Consider the following 16,114-nt stretch of genomic DNA (forward strand, 5'->3'; position numbering starts at 1 on the left):
GGAAGACCGCGAGCGTGCCAGTGGTAACCATTATCATCCGCCGTCGCTGACCTTAATCGCGTTCGTCCCCGACCTAGGGTCGAATGACCGCTGCGCTCGAAATACGGGACCTGCGGAAGCGCTACGCCGACGTGCAGGCGCTCGACGGGGTTTCGTTGACCGTCCCCGAGGGCTCCTTCTTCGGACTTCTCGGCCCGAACGGGGCGGGCAAGACGACGTTCATCAACATCCTCGTCGGCCTCGTCCGGAAGAGCGGCGGCGAGGCCCGGGTGTTCGGCTACGACGTGGAGGACGACTACCAGGAGGCGCGCGACCGGATCGGCCTCGCGCCGCAGGAGTTCAACGTCGACCGCTTCTTCCCGATCAAGGAGGTGCTGGAGCACAAGGCCGGCTACCACGGCATTCCGGCCGACGAGGCGCGCGAGCGCGCCGACGAGGTGCTGAAGCAGGTCGGCATCTACGACAAGCGCGACACCCGGTTCGACTGGCTCTCCGGCGGGATGAAGCGTCGGTTCATGCTCGCCCGCGCGCTCATCACCGACCCCGACCTCCTGATCCTGGACGAGCCGACCGCCGGCGTCGACGTGCAGCTCCGGCGGGACCTGTGGGACCTCATCATCGACCTCAACGAGGCGGGGACGACGATCCTCCTCACCACCCACTACATCGAGGAGGCCGAGCGGCTCTGCGACGAGGTCGCCATCCTCGACTCCGGGAACGTCGTCACGGTGGCGAGCCCCGAGGAGCTGATCGACCGCGGCGCGGACCGGATCGTCGTCCAGCTTCAGGACGCTCCGGCGGGGACGCCAGACCTCCCCTTCGAGGACGATCGGGTCGACGCGGTCGAACTCGACGGGAACCGCCTCGTCGTCACCGCGCGGCGCGGCGGACTCGTCGCGCCCGACCTCGTCCGGGCGCTCGACCGCGCGGGACACGGGATCGTCGACCTGGAGATATCGCGGACCTCGCTGGAGGAGGTGTTCGTCGAGCTGACGCGCACCGAGGACGGGGCGGCGGTCGACGAGCCGGCCCCCGCGCTCGCGGCGAACGGTGAGGGCGGACGTCGATGAGCGTCGCCTCGAAGCTCCTGCCGGTCGGCTTTTACACCCTCGCCAAGCGGGAGATCCTGCGGTACGTCCGCCGGCCGAAGAACACGTTCGTCCCGCCCCTCATCACGAACGTCCTGTACTTCTCGGTGTTCGGCGTCGTCCTCGGAACCCGCGTCGGGGAGATCGCCGGCGTGCCGTACATCCTTTTCATCCTCCCCGGGCTGGTCGTCCTCGGCGCGATCTCGAACGCCTTCGAGAACGCCTCCTTCTCCATCTTCCACGGCCGCTGGAACGAGTACATCCACGAGACGCTCACGTCGCCGCTGTCGTACGCGCAGATGGTCTGGGCGTACGTCGCCTCCAGCGCGATCCGCGGAATCGCCGTCGGCGTCCTCATCTCGGTCATCGGCGCGATCTTCACCACCGTCGGGGTCGAGCGGCCGTTCTACCTCGTCGCGTTCATGCTGGTCATCACCGTGCTGTTCGCCGGGCTCGGCGTTCTTGGGGGCCTCTGGGCCGAGGACTTCGACGATCTCACCATGATGAACCAGTTCATCCTCCGCCCGCTGGTGTTCTTCGGCGGGGTCTTCTACTCGCTGGACGACCTGAACTCGGAGCTGTTCTACACCGTCTCGCTGTTCAACCCGATGATCTACATGGTCAACGGCGTCCGCTACGGCTTCATCGGCACCGCCGAGGTCGACCCGAACGCCTCGCTCGTCGTCCTGACGGTCCTCGCCGCGGCGGTCGCGGCGCTGGACGTCGCCCTGTTCCGGCGCGGATACGGGCTCACCGAGTGAGGCGACCCCTCTCCGCGACTGTCTTTTTCGGACACAAGCGTCACTCCCGGTCGATCTCGGGTCCGACCCGGGTCGCCCCGTCGCGGAGCACCCCGAGACCCGGCGCTCCGTCGTGCACCCAGACGCCGAGCGCGACCGCGGCGAGCGCGCACTCGAACAGGAGCGTCGGCGTCGGATCCAGCGACAGGAAGAACTCCAGGAAGCTGCGGTCGTACTCGATCCGGTCCGCGGGGACGGCCGGCCACAGCCAGAAGGCCATATCGGCGAAATCACCTCGGAGCAGCGGGTACAGCGAGTCGCCGACGAGGTGCGAGACGTGCCCGAAGGCGAACGCCGCTCCGGCGGACTCCCGCCCGTACCGACGCCCGAGCCACACCGCGGCGACGCCGACGGCGACCGCGAAGAAGGCCGAGTGCGCGAACGAGCGCCCCGTGGGGAGCACGCCGAACGTCCACGACAGCGGCTTGTCGATCAGATCGGGGAACTGGCTGCCGACGGCGAGCGCGAGCGCGCAGAGCCCGTCGGGACCGATCCCGGTCCGTCGCCGCGTCCAGAGCGTGTAGAGGAGGTACCCGAACGCGACGTGACCCCAGGGGAGCATCGGCCGGCGGTACGTCCACGCCCGGTAAAGGCGCTTCGCACTCGGGGTGCGGCGTCGGCGCTGCCCTCTCTCACCCGCTCCACTCGCCCTCGATGTCCGACGCGACCTGCGTCCGCCACCGCTCGAACCGCCCCGCGCACGCCGGCCGGTCGTCGATGTGCGCGATGAATCCGGCGCCGCCGTCTTCCAGCGCCGCGCCGCAGAACGGGCACCGCTCGGGATCGCTCCAGCGCGTTTCTGTCGCTGTCGTTGTCGTCTGGGCGCTCATGTCGAGTGGACGTATGGCGAGAGAGGTAATCAATTTTTGGCTTATCGGGCTATTATGTCGAAAATATCCTTGGATACCTCTGACGAATCGGTGTGAATCGGTACGTATGAATACACGAGTGGTGCCGTTGCGGCTGACTCCGCCGTCCGCCGCGTGCGTTCCCCGCCCGTCCAGCGGTTCCGGCGATCGGCGGGATGCGGTGCCGCGATCGAGCGGCGCGCGGGTCGGTTGAACGGCCCGGTACGGCGGCTGTCGGTGCGGTTCCTCCGTTCGAAGCGCCGCGGCCGAGGCGCTCACAGATATATCATCCGGTCGTCGCTTGGCGACGGCATCCGACACAGAGTTAAGTGCCGAACCACCTGGTATGCAATTGATGACAAATTCGTTTCGTGACCGAGAGCGCGCCCGCGAAACGGATGCGACGGAGTCCGAAGGCGAGCGCGAGCGGACGTGCCCGGAATGCGGCTCCGACACCCTTGTCAGAAGCGAGGACCTGGGTGAACTCCTCTGCGACGACTGCGGCCTCGTCATCGAGGAGGAAAGCATCGATCGCGGCCCCGAGTGGCGGGCGTTCAACCAGCAGGAACGAGACAGCAAATCGCGCGTCGGCGCGCCCGTTACCCAGCGGATGCACGACAAGGGGCTCACGACGACGATCGACTGGAAGAACAAGGACGCCTACGGGCGGTCCATCTCCTCGCAGAAGCGTAGCCAGATGCAGCGGCTCCGCAAGTGGCAGGAGCGCATCCGCACGAAGGACGCGGGCGAGCGCAACCTCCAGTTCGCGCTCTCGGAGATCGACCGCATGGCCTCCGCGCTCGGCGTGCCCCAGTCGGTTCGGGAGGTCGCGTCCGTGATCTACCGCCGCGCGCTCAACGAGGACCTGATCCGCGGGCGCTCGATCGAGGGCGTCGCCACGAGCGCCCTCTATGCCGCCTGCCGCCAGGAGGGCATCCCGCGCAGCCTCGACGAGGTCGCCGAAGTGTCGCGGGTGCCGCAGAAGGAGATCGGCCGGACGTACCGGTACATCTCCCAGGAGCTCGGCCTCGAACTCAAGCCCGTCGACCCCAAGCAGTTCGTCCCCCGCTTCGCCTCGGAACTCGGCATGAGCAAGGAAGCGCAGGCGAAGGCGACGGAGATCATCGACGTGTCGGCAGAACAGGGGCTGCTGTCGGGGAAGTCGCCGACGGGGTTCGCGGCCGCGGCGATCTACGCGGCGTCGCTCCTCTGCAACGAAAAAAAGACCCAGCGAGAGGTCGCCGACGTCGCGCAAGTCACCGAGGTCACCATCCGCAACAGGTATCAAGAGCAGATCGAAGCGATGGGGCTGTACTGACGGCGCGGGGGCGGTCGTCTTCCGGACGTGTCCGGACGACGGACAGTCGACCGAATCGATGCTGACAGTCCACAGAACCGACGCTGACAGTCCGCAGAACCGACGCGACCGCACTGTTTTGGCCGTCGGCGCGGATCGTTCGGGTATGACAACGACGGCCGAACTGGCGGCGTTCGTCACCGAAACCGGGTTCGACGACCTCTCGGAGGGGGTGGTCGAGGAGACGAAAAAGCGCGTCCTCGACTCCGTCGGCATCGCGCTCGGCGCCGTCGAGGCGGAGGCGACCGAGGCCGTCCTCGCGACGGCGCGGGAGGCGAGTCCGGGCGGCGGCGACTGTCGGCTCTGGGCGACGGACCGGTTCGCCTCGCCGCCGCAGGCGGCGATGTACAACACGTCGCTGACCCGGTACCTCGACTTCATGGACTCGTTTCTCGCCCCCGGCGAGACGCCGCACCCGAGCGACAACATCGGCGCGGCGGTCGCCTGCGCCGAGTACACCGAAGCCTCCGGGAAGGACCTGCTGACCGGCATCGCCGTGGCCTACGAGGTCCAGGGCGAGCTCGCGTGGAACGCGCCAGTCCGCGACAAGGGGTGGGACCACGTCACCCACACGGTCATCTCGGCGGCGTGCGCGGCGTCGAAGCTGCTGGGACTCGACTACGAGCAGACGCGGAACGCCATCGGCATCGCCGGGACGGCGCACAACGCCCTCCGCGTGACGCGGACCGAAGGGATCAACATGTGGAAGGGAATCGCCTCGGCCAACGCCGCCCGCAACGCCGTCTACGCCGCCCTGCTCGCCGAGAACGGCGTGGAAGGCCCGGTGAACCTCTTCGAGGGGCGGAAGGGCTGGAAGCAGGTGATCTCGGGGGACTTCGAGGTGGATCTCGATCCCGGCTGTACGCGCCTGTTCGACGTGATGACGAAGCGGTACGTCGCCGAGACGTACGCCCAGTCGGCCGTCGAGGGCATCATCGAGGTCGCGGAGCGCGAGGGGATCGACCCGCGCGAGGTCGAGGAGATCCGCCTGCGGACGTTCGCGGGCGCGAAACTCATCATCGGCGGCGGCGAGGGGAGCCGCTACGTCGTCGAAACGAAGGCGCAGGCCGACCACTCGCTGCCGTACATGCTGGCGGTCGCGCTCATCGACAAGGAGCTCACGGACGACGCCTACGATCCCGAGCGCATCAGCCTCGAAGACGTGCAGGACCTGCTGCAGACCGTCGAGGTCGAGGAGGACCCCGAGCTCACGGAGCGGTTCGAGGCGGGCGAGATGCCCGCTGTCGTCGACATCGAACTGTCGGACGGCACCGTCCACCACGTCGAAAAAGACCAGTTCAAGGGCCACCCGAACGACCCGATGGACTGGCCCGACATCGAGGACAAGTTCCGGACGCTGGCCGCGCCGATCTACGGAGAGTCCCGGCAGGACGACCTGATCGAGGTCATCCGATCGCTCGAAGGGCGCGACACCGTCGACCTCGTGGCGCTGCTCGACTGACCGACCGTCGCGGCGGCGGTCGTCTCGGCGGCGGTCGTCGCAGCGGGGTGGTCGCAGCGGCGATCACCGGCCGAGGGCCGTCGGCCGACGCGGAGATACAAGTACTTTAGTCCGTCTCTCGAACGCGCGGCCATGGTGAAGCAGGTCACCGTGACGAGCGTCTACGCGGGCTTTCTCATCAGCGTTCTCGGCGCGGTCGCGTGGCTCACCGGACGGGCGTTCATCTTCCCGAGCCTGGGTCCGTCGGCCTACCTCCTCGCGTCGGTCCGACGCGGCGAGATCATCTCGGCGCGGTACTTCCTCGGCGGACACGCCATCGGCGTGGTCGCCGGCCTCCTGGCGTACAACGTCTTCGCTCCGGGACTCGCCATCACGGGGGCGGCTCCGTCCCTCTCGCCCGACCAGCTTCGCCTCGTCGGGAGCGCCGTGACCTCGGTCGCGCTCACGACCGCGGGGATGGCGTGGACGGACGCCGTCCACCCGCCGGCCTGCGCGACGACGCTCATCGTCTCGCTCGGCCTCCTCCCGTCGCCGATCGACGGGATCATCATCCTGGTCTCGGTGGCGATCCTCTTTGCGATCCACGTCGCCGTGACGCGCTACGTCGCGCCGACGCTCGTCCCCGAGACGTACCCGTGGTCGTGAGCTCCGTCCGGTCTCCCTGAAAGTCCCCCGCAGGCTACTCTCGCGTGTCACTGACGAATCACTAAGTGCGTCGCGGGCGAACGTCCGACCGAACCATGACCGAGCGAGCATTCGACTTTCTGCGCGTCAACGAACGCGGCGAGAAGCCCCGGGAGAAGGGAATCACGGAGATACGCGGGCCGTACTACGACCCGATGGGACCGCGCGAGCTGCGCGACATCCTGGAGACGATGGGTCGGTACGTCGACATCTACAAGTTCTCGGGCGGGTCGTTCGCCCTGATGGACCGCGAGGTGGTCGAGGAACTCATCGGCATCTGCCACGATCACGACGTGCAGGTGTCGACCGGCGGGTTCATAGAGCACGTCCTGATCGCGGACCACGACAAGGTCGACGACTACATACAGGAGTCGAAGGAGCTCGGCTTCGACATCGTCGAGATTTCGAGCGGATTTCTCGCGATCGACACCGAGGATCTCGTCGCGCTGACGGAGCAGGTGACGGAGGCGGGTCTGAAGGCGAAGCCGGAGATCAACGTCCAGTTCGGCGCGGGCGGGGCGTCGAGCGTCGAGGAGCTCGAAAGCGAGGCCGCGATCGATCCCGGGAGCGCCATCGAGGAGGCGAGGCGGCACCTCGACGCCGGGGCCTACAAGATCATGGTCGAGTCGGAGGGGATCACGGAGCGCGTCCGCGAGTGGCGGACGGACGTCGCCTTCGAGATCGCCAACGAGGTCGGCGTCGAAAACTGCGTCTTCGAGGCGGCCGACCCGGAGGTGTTCGAGTGGTACATCAAGAACTTCGGCCCGAAGGTGAACCTGTTCGTCGACAACTCCCAGATCGTCGAACTGGAGTGCATGCGGTCGGGGCTGTGGGGGAAGAAGAGCTCCTGGGGCCGGATCACGAGCTACAGCCGCGAGTAGCCCTCCCCGCCTACCGTTCGTCTCGCGCCCGCTCGGTTCGCGTCTGCTGTCGCCACCAGCGGAGCCACTGGACGAGCGGTCGCGTCCACTCCTCGACGCGAACGCGCACGGTCCCGTCGAGCCGCCAGTTCGCGCTCGCCGCCTCTTCCCCCATCCCCATCGGCACGTCGACCCGCACGTCCTCGAACGTGCACTCGACGACCTCCGGCCGCCGCTCCATCGTGACGATGATCTCCTCGAACGCGTCGAGCCACGAGTCGGCAGCGGGCGGCGGCCCCCCGGTCGGTTCGTCTCCCCAGCTTTCCGTGTCTGGCGTCCCCATCTCGTCCGAACGAACACGGCTCACGGACATATTCTTTGGCCGTCGGCGGCCGCGGGGACACGTCGGCGCGGCCGACGCGCTCGTCGACCCCGCGACGGTCGCGCGAGACGAGTCCTCGCCGCGTCGCGCGCGAGCGCGCCGGTCCGACCGGGGTCGCTACGCCGCGGTCGTCTGGAGACCGACGATTCCGGCGACGATGACGGCGATGCACAGGAGGCGGACGGGATCGCCCGGCTCGTCGAACAGCACGATGCCGAGCGACGCGGTCCCCACCGCGCCGATGCCCGTCCAGACCGCGTACGCGGTGCCGACCGGGAGCGTCTCCACGGCGCGCGCGAGCAGCACCATGCTGAGGACGAGCGCGACGACGGTCGCGACGGTCGCGGGGACGTTCTCGAACCCGTCCGCGTACTTCAAACCGATGGCCCACGCGATTTCGAACAGTCCAGCGACGAAGAGGGTGCCCCAGGACATGGCCGCTCCTCGGGATCGGTTCGGATGGCGGTTGCGGTTTCCGTCCGCCGCGAAACCGGATTCGCGCGCGGCTCTCGGAGCGGGTAGCCCGGAACGAAGAAGGCGCATCGTCGGGGGCGTTCGCGGTCGAACTCCTCCCGGTGGGTGGTTCGATACAGCTAGTACAGCTGGACGACGGGCGACCCGCACTCCTCGCAGACGGCGGCGCGGTTGTCCTTGTACGTCCCGATCTCGACGGTCCCGCCGTCGCAGTACTCGCACTCGCGCCCGTCTACGGCCTCCAGCAGCGCCTCGCGTCCGTCCTCCGCCTGCTCGATAACGCTCATCGGGAGTGGGTTGTTTCCACCGCGGGATAAAAATTTCTATAAGAAAGGGTAGAATTATTCTGCCAGAGGGGTTCGGTAAACCGCGGCACGGTTCGGGGACGAACGGCGCGTCGATCCGGACGCGCCGCCGACGGCACCGGCACCGCACGAACTTCCGCGATAGCGGGATATTTGCGCTCCCGGTTCCTACCGGCGCTGTTGCGAATGAGGAAAGACGTCCACCGCGCGGATCGACAGTCGACGACGGGGGTCGCGATCCGACGGTGACCCGGGCCCGGACGATCGTTCTCGCGGTCATCGCCAGCACGTTCTTCGTCGGATTCGGCGGCGGGGTGATCTTCCCGATCCTGCCGAACCTGGGGACGGTGCTCGGGATCTCGCCGTTTCTGGTCGGACTCATCCTGAGCGCGAACCGGTTCGCCCGGCTCGTGGCGAACGCGCCGGCCGGCGCGCTCGTCGACCGCATCGGAACGCGGAAACCGTTCGTCGCGGGTCTCGTCGTCGAGGGGATCGCGACCCTCGGGTACGTCGCCGCGCTCGGCTCGTCCGCGCCGGAGGCGTGGTTCCTCGCCGCCCGCGTCGCGTGGGGGCTCGGCAGCGCGCTCGTGTTCGCGACGGCCTACACGATCACCGCCGACGTGAGCGCCCGCGAGTCGCGGGGGACCAGCATGGGGCTCGTCCGCGCGGGCATCACCTTCGGGTTCCCCGCGGGGCTCGTCCTCGGCGGGGTGGTGAGCGACGTCTACGGCGTGTCGGCGGCGTTCGCGCTCGCCGCCGCGTTCGCGCTCGTCGCCGGCGTGGTCGCGTACCTCGTGGTTCCCGAGACGCACGTCACCGACCGAGCGACCTCCACGCCGTGGGACGTCGACCGGAGCGTCCCGGCGCTCACGGCCGGGCTCGTCAACTTCGGCCTCTTTTTCTCCTACGCCGGGGTGCTCTTTTCGACGCTCGTGCTGTTCCTCCAGGTCCGCGGCTTCGCGTTCCTGGGCTACTCCGCGCAGGGCACCTCCGGCTTTCTCATGGCGGCGACCGTCCTCGCCGGCTCCGCGTTTATGCTGCTCGGGGGCAAGCTGAGCGACCTCCTCGGCGCGCGGGTCCCGATCCTCCTTTCCTTCCTCGGGCTGGCGTCCGTCGGCTTTCTGCTCCTCGTCGTCGCGGACTCCCTCCCGCTCCTGCTGGTCGGCTGCCTGCTCATCGGCGCGGGGCAGGGCGGCGTCGGCGGCCCCCTCATGGCGTTCCTGGCGGACCTGACGCCGACCGAGCGGATGGGGCGGGCGACCGGCACGAACAACGTCCTGGGGGACGTCGGCGGGGGGCTCGGTCCCCTCGTGTCGCTGCCGCTGGTCGAGGCGGTCGGCTTCGCCCCGGTGTACGCCGCCTGTGCCCTCATTCCCCTCTTTGCGGGGATCGTGCTGGTCGCCGGCGCGTACGCCCACACCGGGAGCGTCAGCCCGGCGACCGACGCGGGCGGGGCCGACTGAGTGCCCGCGTCGGATCCGTCAGTCGGCTCACTGCTCGCGCGCGACGCCGATGTTCCGCAGTTGGCTCCCGCAGTCCGGACACGTGCCCGGGGACCGCTCCGCGCGGACTCGGTACCCGCAGTCGTCGCACTCGTACGTGTGCATCCGTTTCACCTCCGGTCGTCGGCTTCCGGTCATGCGTGCGAATACGTGGCACGGGACCAAAGCGGTTTCCGACGGTAGCCCTGTCCGTCGCGCGGCGGCGACCCTCACCTCCGCCGGACATTCGGTCGAAGGGGCGGGCCCGCACCGTTATCCGTCCGTCGGTCGCACCCCCTCCTATGGAGGACGACCTCAGAACCAACGCCCTGCGCGAGACCGTCGAGTCGGGGGACGTCGCACTCGGCGTCCTCGACGGCTTCTACAGCCCGACCACCGTCGAACTCTGCGGGGAGCTCGGCCTCGACTTCGTCTGGCACGACTTCGAGCACGCCGGGCCGAGCCCGTGGGACGCGGAGGCGATCGAAGCGCTCCTCCGCGCCGCCGACGCGACGGGCACGGAGCTGCTCGTCCGGCTCCCGAAGGCCGAGCCGGCGCTCGCACGCAAGGCGCTGGACGCCGGCGTCCGCAACGTGTTCTTCTCGCGGGTGGAGACCGCCGACGAGCTCCGCGAGGCCGTCCGGGCGACCCGGTTCCGGTACGACGGCGACCCCGGTCAGCGCGGGCTGGCGGCACCGCGGGCGAGCCGGTGGGGGCTGGCCGACGACTACGCGACGGTCGAAGACCGGGAGATCTTCGTCGGCGTCACGGTCGAGAACCCGTCGGCGCTCGACGCGCTCGACGAGATCCTCGCGGTCCCCGAACTCGGGTTCGTCTTCATCGGCCCGTACGACCTGTCGGTCGCGTACGGCCACCCCGGCGAGGTCGACCACCCCGACGTGCAGGAGGCGGTCGAGACGATCCGCGAACGGAGCCTGGAGGCGGGCGTGACGGTCGGCGGTCTCGGATTCGGCATGGACGACGTGAACGAGAAGGCGGAGAGGGGCTATCAGATCCTCAACGTCGGGAGTTCGATCGCAGCGGTCTCCGAGATGGTCTCGTCCCGACTGGAGGCGTTCGAGGGCGACCGTCCCTGAGCGGGCACGCGGATCGCCACCGGCGCGACCGCAAACCTTTCCCCCTGTAGCCGACGAGAGGGAGACGTCACACCGAGAGGACGGGTCCCGATGGCAACGGAACACACGACGCTGCTCGGTCGACTGCGCTCGAGAGTCCTATCGATCAACCTGCGGCGCCTGAAGCGCGCGGGGGTCTTCACGTACTTCTTCGTCTACGCGTGCATCGCGCTCGGCGCCCGCCGCGGCGTCAACGCGGCGTTCGCGTCCCTCCCGGTCGACGTGCGGCCGGCACCGATCAGGCCCCTCGACGTCGCGCTCGGTCTGCCGACGAGCGTCGCGTGGGGCTCGGTGAGCCTCGCCTTCGCCCTCGCCGTCGTCGTCGGACTCGCCGTCTGTTCCCTCTCTTTCGGGCGGGCGGAGGGGACCGAGGTGAGCGACGCGCCCGAAGCGGTCGAAACGTCCGAAGGGAACGACGGAACCGAGGACGACGACGCTCTCGGTGGGGACCCCGCGATCTGGGCGGAGCGCGACGACCCGGAGAGCGAGTAACGCGGCCGTCGACCGCCGATCCGTCGGACCCTAATCGTCCGCGGCGCTCTTTTCCGCCCCGAGCTCGCCCGGCGCGGCGGGGCCCGCGCCGGTCACGTCGGCTCCGCGCCAGGTGCCGCGCTCGAACCACCGGTAGGCGATGACGGCCCCGGCGACGTTCGAGACGGCGAACGCGATCCAGATCCCCGTCGCGCCGACGACCTCCGCGCCGACCCACGCGACCGGGAGCCGGATGACCCCGAGCATGAGCACGGAGACCGCCGCCGCGATCAGGGTCCTGCCGGCGCCGCGGAAGCCGCCGGTGTACGCCCGCATGATGCCGATGCCGCCGAACGTCAGCGCCGTGTAGCGGAGGAAATCGACGCCCACGCCGATCACGTCGGGGTCGGACGTGAACACCGAGATGACGGGTTCGGCGGCGACGAACGCGACGACGCCGACCGCGGAGAGGATCGCGAACATCGCCTTCGCGGCGAAGTGGTTCGCGGCGGCCGCCCGGTCCGGCTCGCCGGCTCCGATGTTCTGGCCGGTCATCGTCTCGACGCCCTGGGAGACGGCAATCGCGGGCAGGAAGATGACCGAGAAGACGCGCGCGCCGATCCCGTAGGCCGCGACGACCGTCGTCGGGAACAGCCCGACGATGACGAGGAGCAGGTTGACAGACAGGGCGCGACCCGTCACCTCGACGGAGGCGGGCGCGCCGACCTCGAATATCCTGCGGGCGAACGCCGGGTCAGGGATCATCTGCTTCGGGTGGATCTGGACGCCCCGGGTCCCGCGGAGCATGATCCACAGCCCGACGGCCAGCGCCAGGGTGCGCGAGAACACGGTGGCGACGGCCGCGCCCTCGACGCCCAGCGCCGGAAAGCGCCACCAGCCGAAGATGAGGAACGGGTCGAGCGCGATGTTGACGACGACCGAGCCGAACATGACCAGCATCGGGGTTACGGTGTCGCCGTAGCCGCGCATCAGCGAGATGAACACGGCGAATCCGAACACCGACACCAGCCCGAGCGAGAACACCTCCATGTAGCCGGCCGCGAGCGGCAGGACCGCGGGCGAAGCGCCGAGCAGCGCGACGAAGTCCTCGACGAGGAAGTAGCCGACGCCGCCGAGCGCCAGGGCGGCGAGGATGGCGAAGCTCATCGTCTGGGAGGCGACGTACTCGGCGCGCGCTTCGTCGCCCGCGCCCACGTTCTGCGCGACGAGGACGCTGCCGGCGATGGAGATCCCGATCGCCAGCGCGATGAGCAGAAACACCATCGGGAAGGCGAAGCTGATCGCCGCCAGCGCCTCGGTGCTGTGCTGGCCGAGCCAGAACGTGTCGGCGAGGTTGTACGCCGTCTGCAGCAGGTTCGTGACGACGATCGGCAGCGAGAGGTAAAACAGCGGCCACGCGATGCCGCCCGAGGTGAGGTCGAACTCGTCCCTGCCCTTGAACAGCCTCATTCGGCGGCGACCTCCGGGTCGCGGCCGTCGGCGAAGAGCTGCGTTTCGAGGTACGCCATCAGGGTCCGACGGGCGTCCCCGACGGGCGCGCCGACCGCGACGTACCGCGCGTTCGCGCCGTTCATCACCGTGATCACGAACGAGGCGACGTCGTCCGGGTCCGCGTCGCCCCTGAAGACGCCCCGCTCGATCCCGTCGGCGACGATCGAGCGGACGCGGTCGTGCATCAGCCGGTCGAACTCGGCGAGCCGCTCGCGGAACCCGTCGTCGTACGGCGCCTGCGCTTTGATCTCCAGGACCGCCGTTTTGAACTCCCGGTGGGTGTCCTCGCGCCGCGGCGTGAACACCACGTCGACGAAGGCGGCGAGGCGCTCGGCCGGGTCGTCGGCGTCGGCGGCGTCGATCCGCTCGCGGAACCGGTCGAGCAGGTAGTCGAGGAACGCCAGGAGGAGGTCGCGTTTGCTGTCGTAGTGGTAGTGGAGGGCGGCCTTGCTCAGCCCCGACTCGTCCGCGATGTTCTGCATCGTCAGCGCGGCGTACCCGTGCTTGCAGAGGGCGCAGTACGTCGCGCCCATGATCTCTTCGGTCGTGTCTTCGCTCATGGGGGACCCGTTCTCGTCGTAACTAACTGGCCGGTCAGTCAAATATCCTCGGATAACGGAATCCGCGCGAAGAATCCTCGAAGAGCGGGACCCGCGCGAAGAGCCGACTCGCCGACGTACCGCCCGCTCCCCGCGTCGCGGGCGTCGACGCCGAGCCCGTCGAGGTCCGAGCCGTCGGGGACGCCCGCGCCCGCGGCCGTCCGAGGCTAGTACTCGCGGTATCCCGGATTCTCGAACGGGCGGATCTCCGGGTCGTCCCCCTCGACCCGGCGGACGTACTCCCGGAGGCGCTCGCGGAGGTCGTCGGCCACGTCCCGGTACTCGGGTCGGCCGACGAGGTTGATCCGTTCGGCGGGATCCCTGCGGAGGTCGTAGAGGTACCGATCGACGTACAGGTCGCTCTTCTCCTCTCCGACGCCCCCGCGCCACCCGTTCATCGTCGGCGCGGAGACGGCGTATTTCCAGCGGTCCGTCCGGATCGCCCGCCCGATCTCCGACTCGCTGATCTGGACGAACGCGTCGTCGGACCACTCGGCGTCCGCGGACGAGAGCAGCGGGACGACGCTGTCCCCCTCCATCCGGTCCGGCACGTCGCACCCCGCCGCGTCGAGGAGCGTCGGCGGGATGTCGACGTGGCTCACGATCTCCGACACCGTCCGTCCGCGGTCGAAGCCGGGACCGCACAGGATCGCGGGGACGCGGATCGACGCCTCGTGGCAGCTCCGCTTGTACTCGCCGGGGCGCGTCCGGAAGTGACAGCCGTGGTCCGAGGTGAAAAGCACGATCGTCCGTTCGGTCTGCCCCAGGCGCTCAAGGGTCGAACGGAGCCTGCCGACGCACTCGTCGATCCGCTTGCACATCCCGTAGTAGTCCGGGAGCTCCTCGTACCACTCGCCGGGGCGGTTGCGGAGGTCCGGCGGTACGTGCGGGTTTCGCCGGTACCGGTCCGCGTAGCCGTCCGGGGCGACGAAGGTCCACTCGTCGTTCTGGTCGTGCGGTTCGAGGTACGCGACGGTGAGAAGGTACGGCTCCGAAAGCGCCTCCAGCGCCGACACCGCGAAGTCGGTGAACGCGTCCGTCCGGTACCCGTCGAACTCCACCGGCTCCCCGTCGCCGTCGTAGAGTACGCCCTCGTACGGTCGGGAGGTGAACTCGGGGACGTCGGCGGCGAGCCAGTAGTCGGCGTATCCCCCCCGTCGCTCGGCCGGGACGGGATCGTCGACGGTTCCCGCGAGGTGCCAGTCGCCGACGTAGCCCACCTCGTACCCCTCGTCCGCGAACTCGTGTGCCAGCGTCCGCTCGCCCTCGGCGAGGGGCATCGCGCTCCGCCAGACGCCGGTCTGCGTCGCGTACCGCCCCGTCTGGAGGACGCTCCGGGCGGGTCCGCACAGCGGCTGCGCCGAGAAGGCGCGCTCCAGCGTGACCCCCCGCCGGGCCATCGCGTCGACGTTGGGCGTCAGATCCATCGGGCAGCCGTACGCGCCGACGGTGTCCCAGCGCTGCTGGTCGGTCAACACGATGAGCACGTTCGGGGGGAACTCGCCGCCGTCCGACATCGTACCGGAGACAAACCCGAAGGACGCATAAGAACCGTTCGATGCGACGGCGGGTCGACCGAATCGACGGCTCGTCTCGCCCCCACCTGAACGTTATTTATTAGACCGCTCCGATCAAGAGGAGTTACGTATTTGTTGTAATATTAGGAGTATCGCGCAATATGCACAGTAAGTCGAAGGTAAAGACTCGTCTATATTATATACAAAGAATAAATAATGAAATAAAGACGCGGGAAAATTGGTAAATACGAATTATTCTATCTGACAGTCGTCGAACCGCGCCACAGACGGTCGCAGCCCGGATCGGCCGGCGGACGACGGGTGGTCGAAACCGCGCGGATCCGGCGGTCAGGGAGCCATGTCGACGACCGACCGGACGGCTTCGTCCGGATCGCCGGCCGGGAAGAACTCGCAGCCGACGTACCCGTCGTACCCCGTCTCGGCTATCGCCGCCAGGACGTTCGGGTAGTTCAACTCCCCGGTTCCGGGCTCGTGGCGGCCCGGCACGTCGGCGACGTGGAAGTGGCCGATCAGGCCGACGCGTTCTCGCACCGTCTCGATGATGTTGCCCTCCGTTATCTGCTGGTGGTACACGTCGTAGAGCACCCGGACGCGATCGCTGCCGACCGACTCGACGATCTCGAACGCCTCCTCGGAGTCGGTCAGGAAGTACCCCGGGTGGTCGACCGCCACGTTCAGCGGCTCGACGACGACCGTGACGCCCGCGGACTCGGCGGCCGGGGCCACGCGGTCGAGGACCTCGGCGACGCTCGCCCGCTGCGCGTCCCGGTCGAGGTTCGGCTGCTCCGGCCCGGTCGTGACGATCAGGCTCCGAGCGCCGAGGGCGGCCGCGGCGTCGAGGGAGCGCTCGACGTCGGCGACGACCGTCTCGACCGACTCGGGTCGGGTCATGGCGGGACCGTCGAAGTCGTCGATGTTCGAACCGCCCCCCGCCGAGAGCGTCGCGGCGACTTCGACCCCGTGTTCGTCGCACAGTTCGCCGACGGTCCCGGCGTCGTGCTCCTCCCAGCGGAAGAACTCGAACCCGTCGACGCCGATCGCGGTGGCCCGTTCGATGCCGGCTTCGAGCGAGTCCGCTCGGAGGGCCATCGGCAGCGTGGCGCTGATCCTCACCATG

19 protein-coding genes are annotated in these 16,114 nt (G+C 68.8%); 9 read left to right on the forward strand and 10 right to left on the reverse strand.

All coding sequences use genetic code 11. The annotated features are described in order from the left end of the window. Window positions 1-83 precede the first annotated feature (83 nt). Window positions 84-1,070: an ABC transporter ATP-binding protein gene (locus tag CNO20_RS01290; protein ID WP_101294225.1), complete on the forward strand. Its 987-nt coding sequence runs from the start codon at window positions 84-86 to the stop codon at window positions 1,068-1,070. Then, complete coding sequence (locus CNO20_RS01295) at window positions 1,067-1,849, forward strand: ABC transporter permease (RefSeq protein ID WP_101294226.1); 783 nt, start codon at window positions 1,067-1,069, stop codon at window positions 1,847-1,849. The genes CNO20_RS01290 and CNO20_RS01295 overlap by 4 nt, the downstream gene beginning before the upstream one ends. Window positions 1,850-1,889: 40 nt before the next feature. On the opposite strand, the gene CNO20_RS01300 is transcribed toward CNO20_RS01295, so the two are convergent. Then, window positions 1,890-2,450, reverse strand: a complete 561-nt coding sequence (locus CNO20_RS01300; RefSeq protein WP_101294227.1) for a metal-dependent hydrolase — start codon at window positions 2,448-2,450, stop codon at window positions 1,890-1,892. 70 nt (window positions 2,451-2,520) lie between these two features. Next, on the reverse strand, window positions 2,521-2,718 hold the full coding sequence (locus CNO20_RS01305) for a DUF7501 family protein (RefSeq protein ID WP_101294228.1): 198 nt from the start codon (window positions 2,716-2,718) through the stop codon (window positions 2,521-2,523). Window positions 2,719-3,091: 373 nt separating this feature from the next. Here CNO20_RS01305 and CNO20_RS01310 point away from each other — a divergent pair, with 373 nt between their 5' ends. From CNO20_RS01310 to CNO20_RS01325, 4 genes are all read left to right on the forward strand, one after another. Beyond that, complete coding sequence (locus CNO20_RS01310; protein WP_101294229.1) at window positions 3,092-4,054, forward strand: transcription initiation factor IIB; 963 nt, start codon at window positions 3,092-3,094, stop codon at window positions 4,052-4,054. Between the two features lie 145 nt (window positions 4,055-4,199). Continuing rightward, on the forward strand, window positions 4,200-5,555 hold the full coding sequence (locus CNO20_RS01315; RefSeq protein WP_101294230.1) for an MmgE/PrpD family protein: 1,356 nt from the start codon (window positions 4,200-4,202) through the stop codon (window positions 5,553-5,555). 132 nt (window positions 5,556-5,687) lie between these two features. Next, the gene (locus CNO20_RS01320; RefSeq protein WP_101294231.1) at window positions 5,688-6,200 is read left to right on the forward strand and encodes an HPP family protein; all 513 of its coding nucleotides are present in this window, start codon (window positions 5,688-5,690) and stop codon (window positions 6,198-6,200) included. Between the two features lie 95 nt (window positions 6,201-6,295). After that, window positions 6,296-7,120 (forward strand): phosphosulfolactate synthase, encoded by an 825-nt coding sequence (locus CNO20_RS01325; protein ID WP_101294232.1) that lies wholly within the window; start codon window positions 6,296-6,298, stop codon window positions 7,118-7,120. Between the two features lie 10 nt (window positions 7,121-7,130). On the opposite strand, the gene CNO20_RS01330 is transcribed toward CNO20_RS01325, so the two are convergent. The 3 genes from CNO20_RS01330 to CNO20_RS23160 form a co-directional block, all read right to left on the reverse strand. Then, complete coding sequence (locus tag CNO20_RS01330; protein ID WP_101294233.1) at window positions 7,131-7,442, reverse strand: hypothetical protein; 312 nt, start codon at window positions 7,440-7,442, stop codon at window positions 7,131-7,133. A gap of 156 nt (window positions 7,443-7,598) precedes the next feature. After that, window positions 7,599-7,916 carry a DMT family transporter gene (locus CNO20_RS01335; RefSeq protein ID WP_101294234.1) on the reverse strand — a complete coding sequence of 106 codons (318 nt, stop codon included), beginning with the start codon at window positions 7,914-7,916 and terminating at the stop codon, window positions 7,599-7,601. A 158-nt stretch (window positions 7,917-8,074) separates the two neighbouring features. Continuing rightward, window positions 8,075-8,242, reverse strand: coding sequence for an HVO_A0556 family zinc finger protein (locus CNO20_RS23160; protein ID WP_199174737.1), 168 nt, complete (start codon window positions 8,240-8,242; stop codon window positions 8,075-8,077). Window positions 8,243-8,505: 263 nt separating this feature from the next. Here CNO20_RS23160 and CNO20_RS01340 point away from each other — a divergent pair, with 263 nt between their 5' ends. Next, window positions 8,506-9,723, forward strand: a complete 1,218-nt coding sequence (locus CNO20_RS01340) for an MFS transporter (RefSeq protein ID WP_101294235.1) — start codon at window positions 8,506-8,508, stop codon at window positions 9,721-9,723. 27 nt (window positions 9,724-9,750) lie between these two features. On the opposite strand, the gene CNO20_RS22495 is transcribed toward CNO20_RS01340, so the two are convergent. Further along, window positions 9,751-9,900 carry a rubrerythrin-like domain-containing protein gene (locus tag CNO20_RS22495; RefSeq protein ID WP_143423124.1) on the reverse strand — a complete coding sequence of 50 codons (150 nt, stop codon included), beginning with the start codon at window positions 9,898-9,900 and terminating at the stop codon, window positions 9,751-9,753. Between the two features lie 143 nt (window positions 9,901-10,043). Between CNO20_RS22495 and CNO20_RS01345 the strand changes: the two genes are divergently transcribed. Continuing rightward, complete coding sequence (locus CNO20_RS01345; RefSeq protein ID WP_101294236.1) at window positions 10,044-10,838, forward strand: HpcH/HpaI aldolase family protein; 795 nt, start codon at window positions 10,044-10,046, stop codon at window positions 10,836-10,838. A gap of 90 nt (window positions 10,839-10,928) precedes the next feature. Further along, window positions 10,929-11,369 (forward strand): hypothetical protein, encoded by a 441-nt coding sequence (locus tag CNO20_RS01350; RefSeq protein WP_101294237.1) that lies wholly within the window; start codon window positions 10,929-10,931, stop codon window positions 11,367-11,369. A gap of 30 nt (window positions 11,370-11,399) precedes the next feature. On the opposite strand, the gene CNO20_RS01355 is transcribed toward CNO20_RS01350, so the two are convergent. The 4 genes from CNO20_RS01355 to CNO20_RS01370 form a co-directional block, all read right to left on the reverse strand. Next, a complete protein-coding gene (locus CNO20_RS01355; protein WP_101294238.1) occupies window positions 11,400-12,818 on the reverse strand; it encodes an MATE family efflux transporter in 1,419 nt (472 codons plus the stop codon). Further along, window positions 12,815-13,420, reverse strand: coding sequence for a TetR/AcrR family transcriptional regulator (locus tag CNO20_RS01360; protein WP_101294239.1), 606 nt, complete (start codon window positions 13,418-13,420; stop codon window positions 12,815-12,817). The genes CNO20_RS01355 and CNO20_RS01360 overlap by 4 nt, the downstream gene beginning before the upstream one ends. Window positions 13,421-13,626: 206 nt before the next feature. After that, window positions 13,627-14,976, reverse strand: a complete 1,350-nt coding sequence (locus tag CNO20_RS01365) for a sulfatase family protein (RefSeq protein WP_101294240.1) — start codon at window positions 14,974-14,976, stop codon at window positions 13,627-13,629. Window positions 14,977-15,324: 348 nt separating this feature from the next. Further along, on the reverse strand, window positions 15,325-16,113 hold the full coding sequence (locus tag CNO20_RS01370; protein ID WP_101294241.1) for a hydroxypyruvate isomerase family protein: 789 nt from the start codon (window positions 16,111-16,113) through the stop codon (window positions 15,325-15,327). Between the last annotated feature and the right edge of the window lies 1 nt (window position 16,114).

The sequence above is a fragment of the Halegenticoccus soli genome, from assembly GCF_002844195.1.
Classification (GTDB): domain Archaea; phylum Halobacteriota; class Halobacteria; order Halobacteriales; family Haloferacaceae; genus Halegenticoccus; species Halegenticoccus soli.

Excerpts from the sequence above, each read along its gene's own strand:
- CNO20_RS01295 (WP_101294226.1), top strand. The coding sequence starts at position 1,067 with ATGAGCGTCGCCTCGAAGCTCCTGCCGGTCGGCTTTTACACCCTCGCC.
- CNO20_RS01370 (WP_101294241.1), bottom strand. The coding sequence starts at position 16,113 with ATGGTGAGGATCAGCGCCACGCTGCCGATGGCCCTCCGAGCGGACTCG.
- CNO20_RS01360 (WP_101294239.1), bottom strand. The coding sequence starts at position 13,420 with ATGAGCGAAGACACGACCGAAGAGATCATGGGCGCGACGTACTGCGCC.
- CNO20_RS01305 (WP_101294228.1), bottom strand. The coding sequence starts at position 2,718 with ATGAGCGCCCAGACGACAACGACAGCGACAGAAACGCGCTGGAGCGAT.
- CNO20_RS01365 (WP_101294240.1), bottom strand. The coding sequence starts at position 14,976 with ATGTCGGACGGCGGCGAGTTCCCCCCGAACGTGCTCATCGTGTTGACC.
- CNO20_RS01300 (WP_101294227.1), bottom strand. The coding sequence starts at position 2,450 with ATGCTCCCCTGGGGTCACGTCGCGTTCGGGTACCTCCTCTACACGCTC.
- CNO20_RS01350 (WP_101294237.1), top strand. The coding sequence starts at position 10,929 with ATGGCAACGGAACACACGACGCTGCTCGGTCGACTGCGCTCGAGAGTC.
- CNO20_RS22495 (WP_143423124.1), bottom strand. The coding sequence starts at position 9,900 with ATGACCGGAAGCCGACGACCGGAGGTGAAACGGATGCACACGTACGAG.
- CNO20_RS01325 (WP_101294232.1), top strand. The coding sequence starts at position 6,296 with ATGACCGAGCGAGCATTCGACTTTCTGCGCGTCAACGAACGCGGCGAG.
- CNO20_RS01330 (WP_101294233.1), bottom strand. The coding sequence starts at position 7,442 with ATGGGGACGCCAGACACGGAAAGCTGGGGAGACGAACCGACCGGGGGG.
- CNO20_RS23160 (WP_199174737.1), bottom strand. The coding sequence starts at position 8,242 with ATGAGCGTTATCGAGCAGGCGGAGGACGGACGCGAGGCGCTGCTGGAG.
- CNO20_RS01290 (WP_101294225.1), top strand. The coding sequence starts at position 84 with ATGACCGCTGCGCTCGAAATACGGGACCTGCGGAAGCGCTACGCCGAC.
- CNO20_RS01320 (WP_101294231.1), top strand. The coding sequence starts at position 5,688 with ATGGTGAAGCAGGTCACCGTGACGAGCGTCTACGCGGGCTTTCTCATC.
- CNO20_RS01315 (WP_101294230.1), top strand. The coding sequence starts at position 4,200 with ATGACAACGACGGCCGAACTGGCGGCGTTCGTCACCGAAACCGGGTTC.
- CNO20_RS01310 (WP_101294229.1), top strand. The coding sequence starts at position 3,092 with ATGACAAATTCGTTTCGTGACCGAGAGCGCGCCCGCGAAACGGATGCG.
- CNO20_RS01355 (WP_101294238.1), bottom strand. The coding sequence starts at position 12,818 with ATGAGGCTGTTCAAGGGCAGGGACGAGTTCGACCTCACCTCGGGCGGC.
- CNO20_RS01335 (WP_101294234.1), bottom strand. The coding sequence starts at position 7,916 with ATGTCCTGGGGCACCCTCTTCGTCGCTGGACTGTTCGAAATCGCGTGG.
- CNO20_RS01345 (WP_101294236.1), top strand. The coding sequence starts at position 10,044 with ATGGAGGACGACCTCAGAACCAACGCCCTGCGCGAGACCGTCGAGTCG.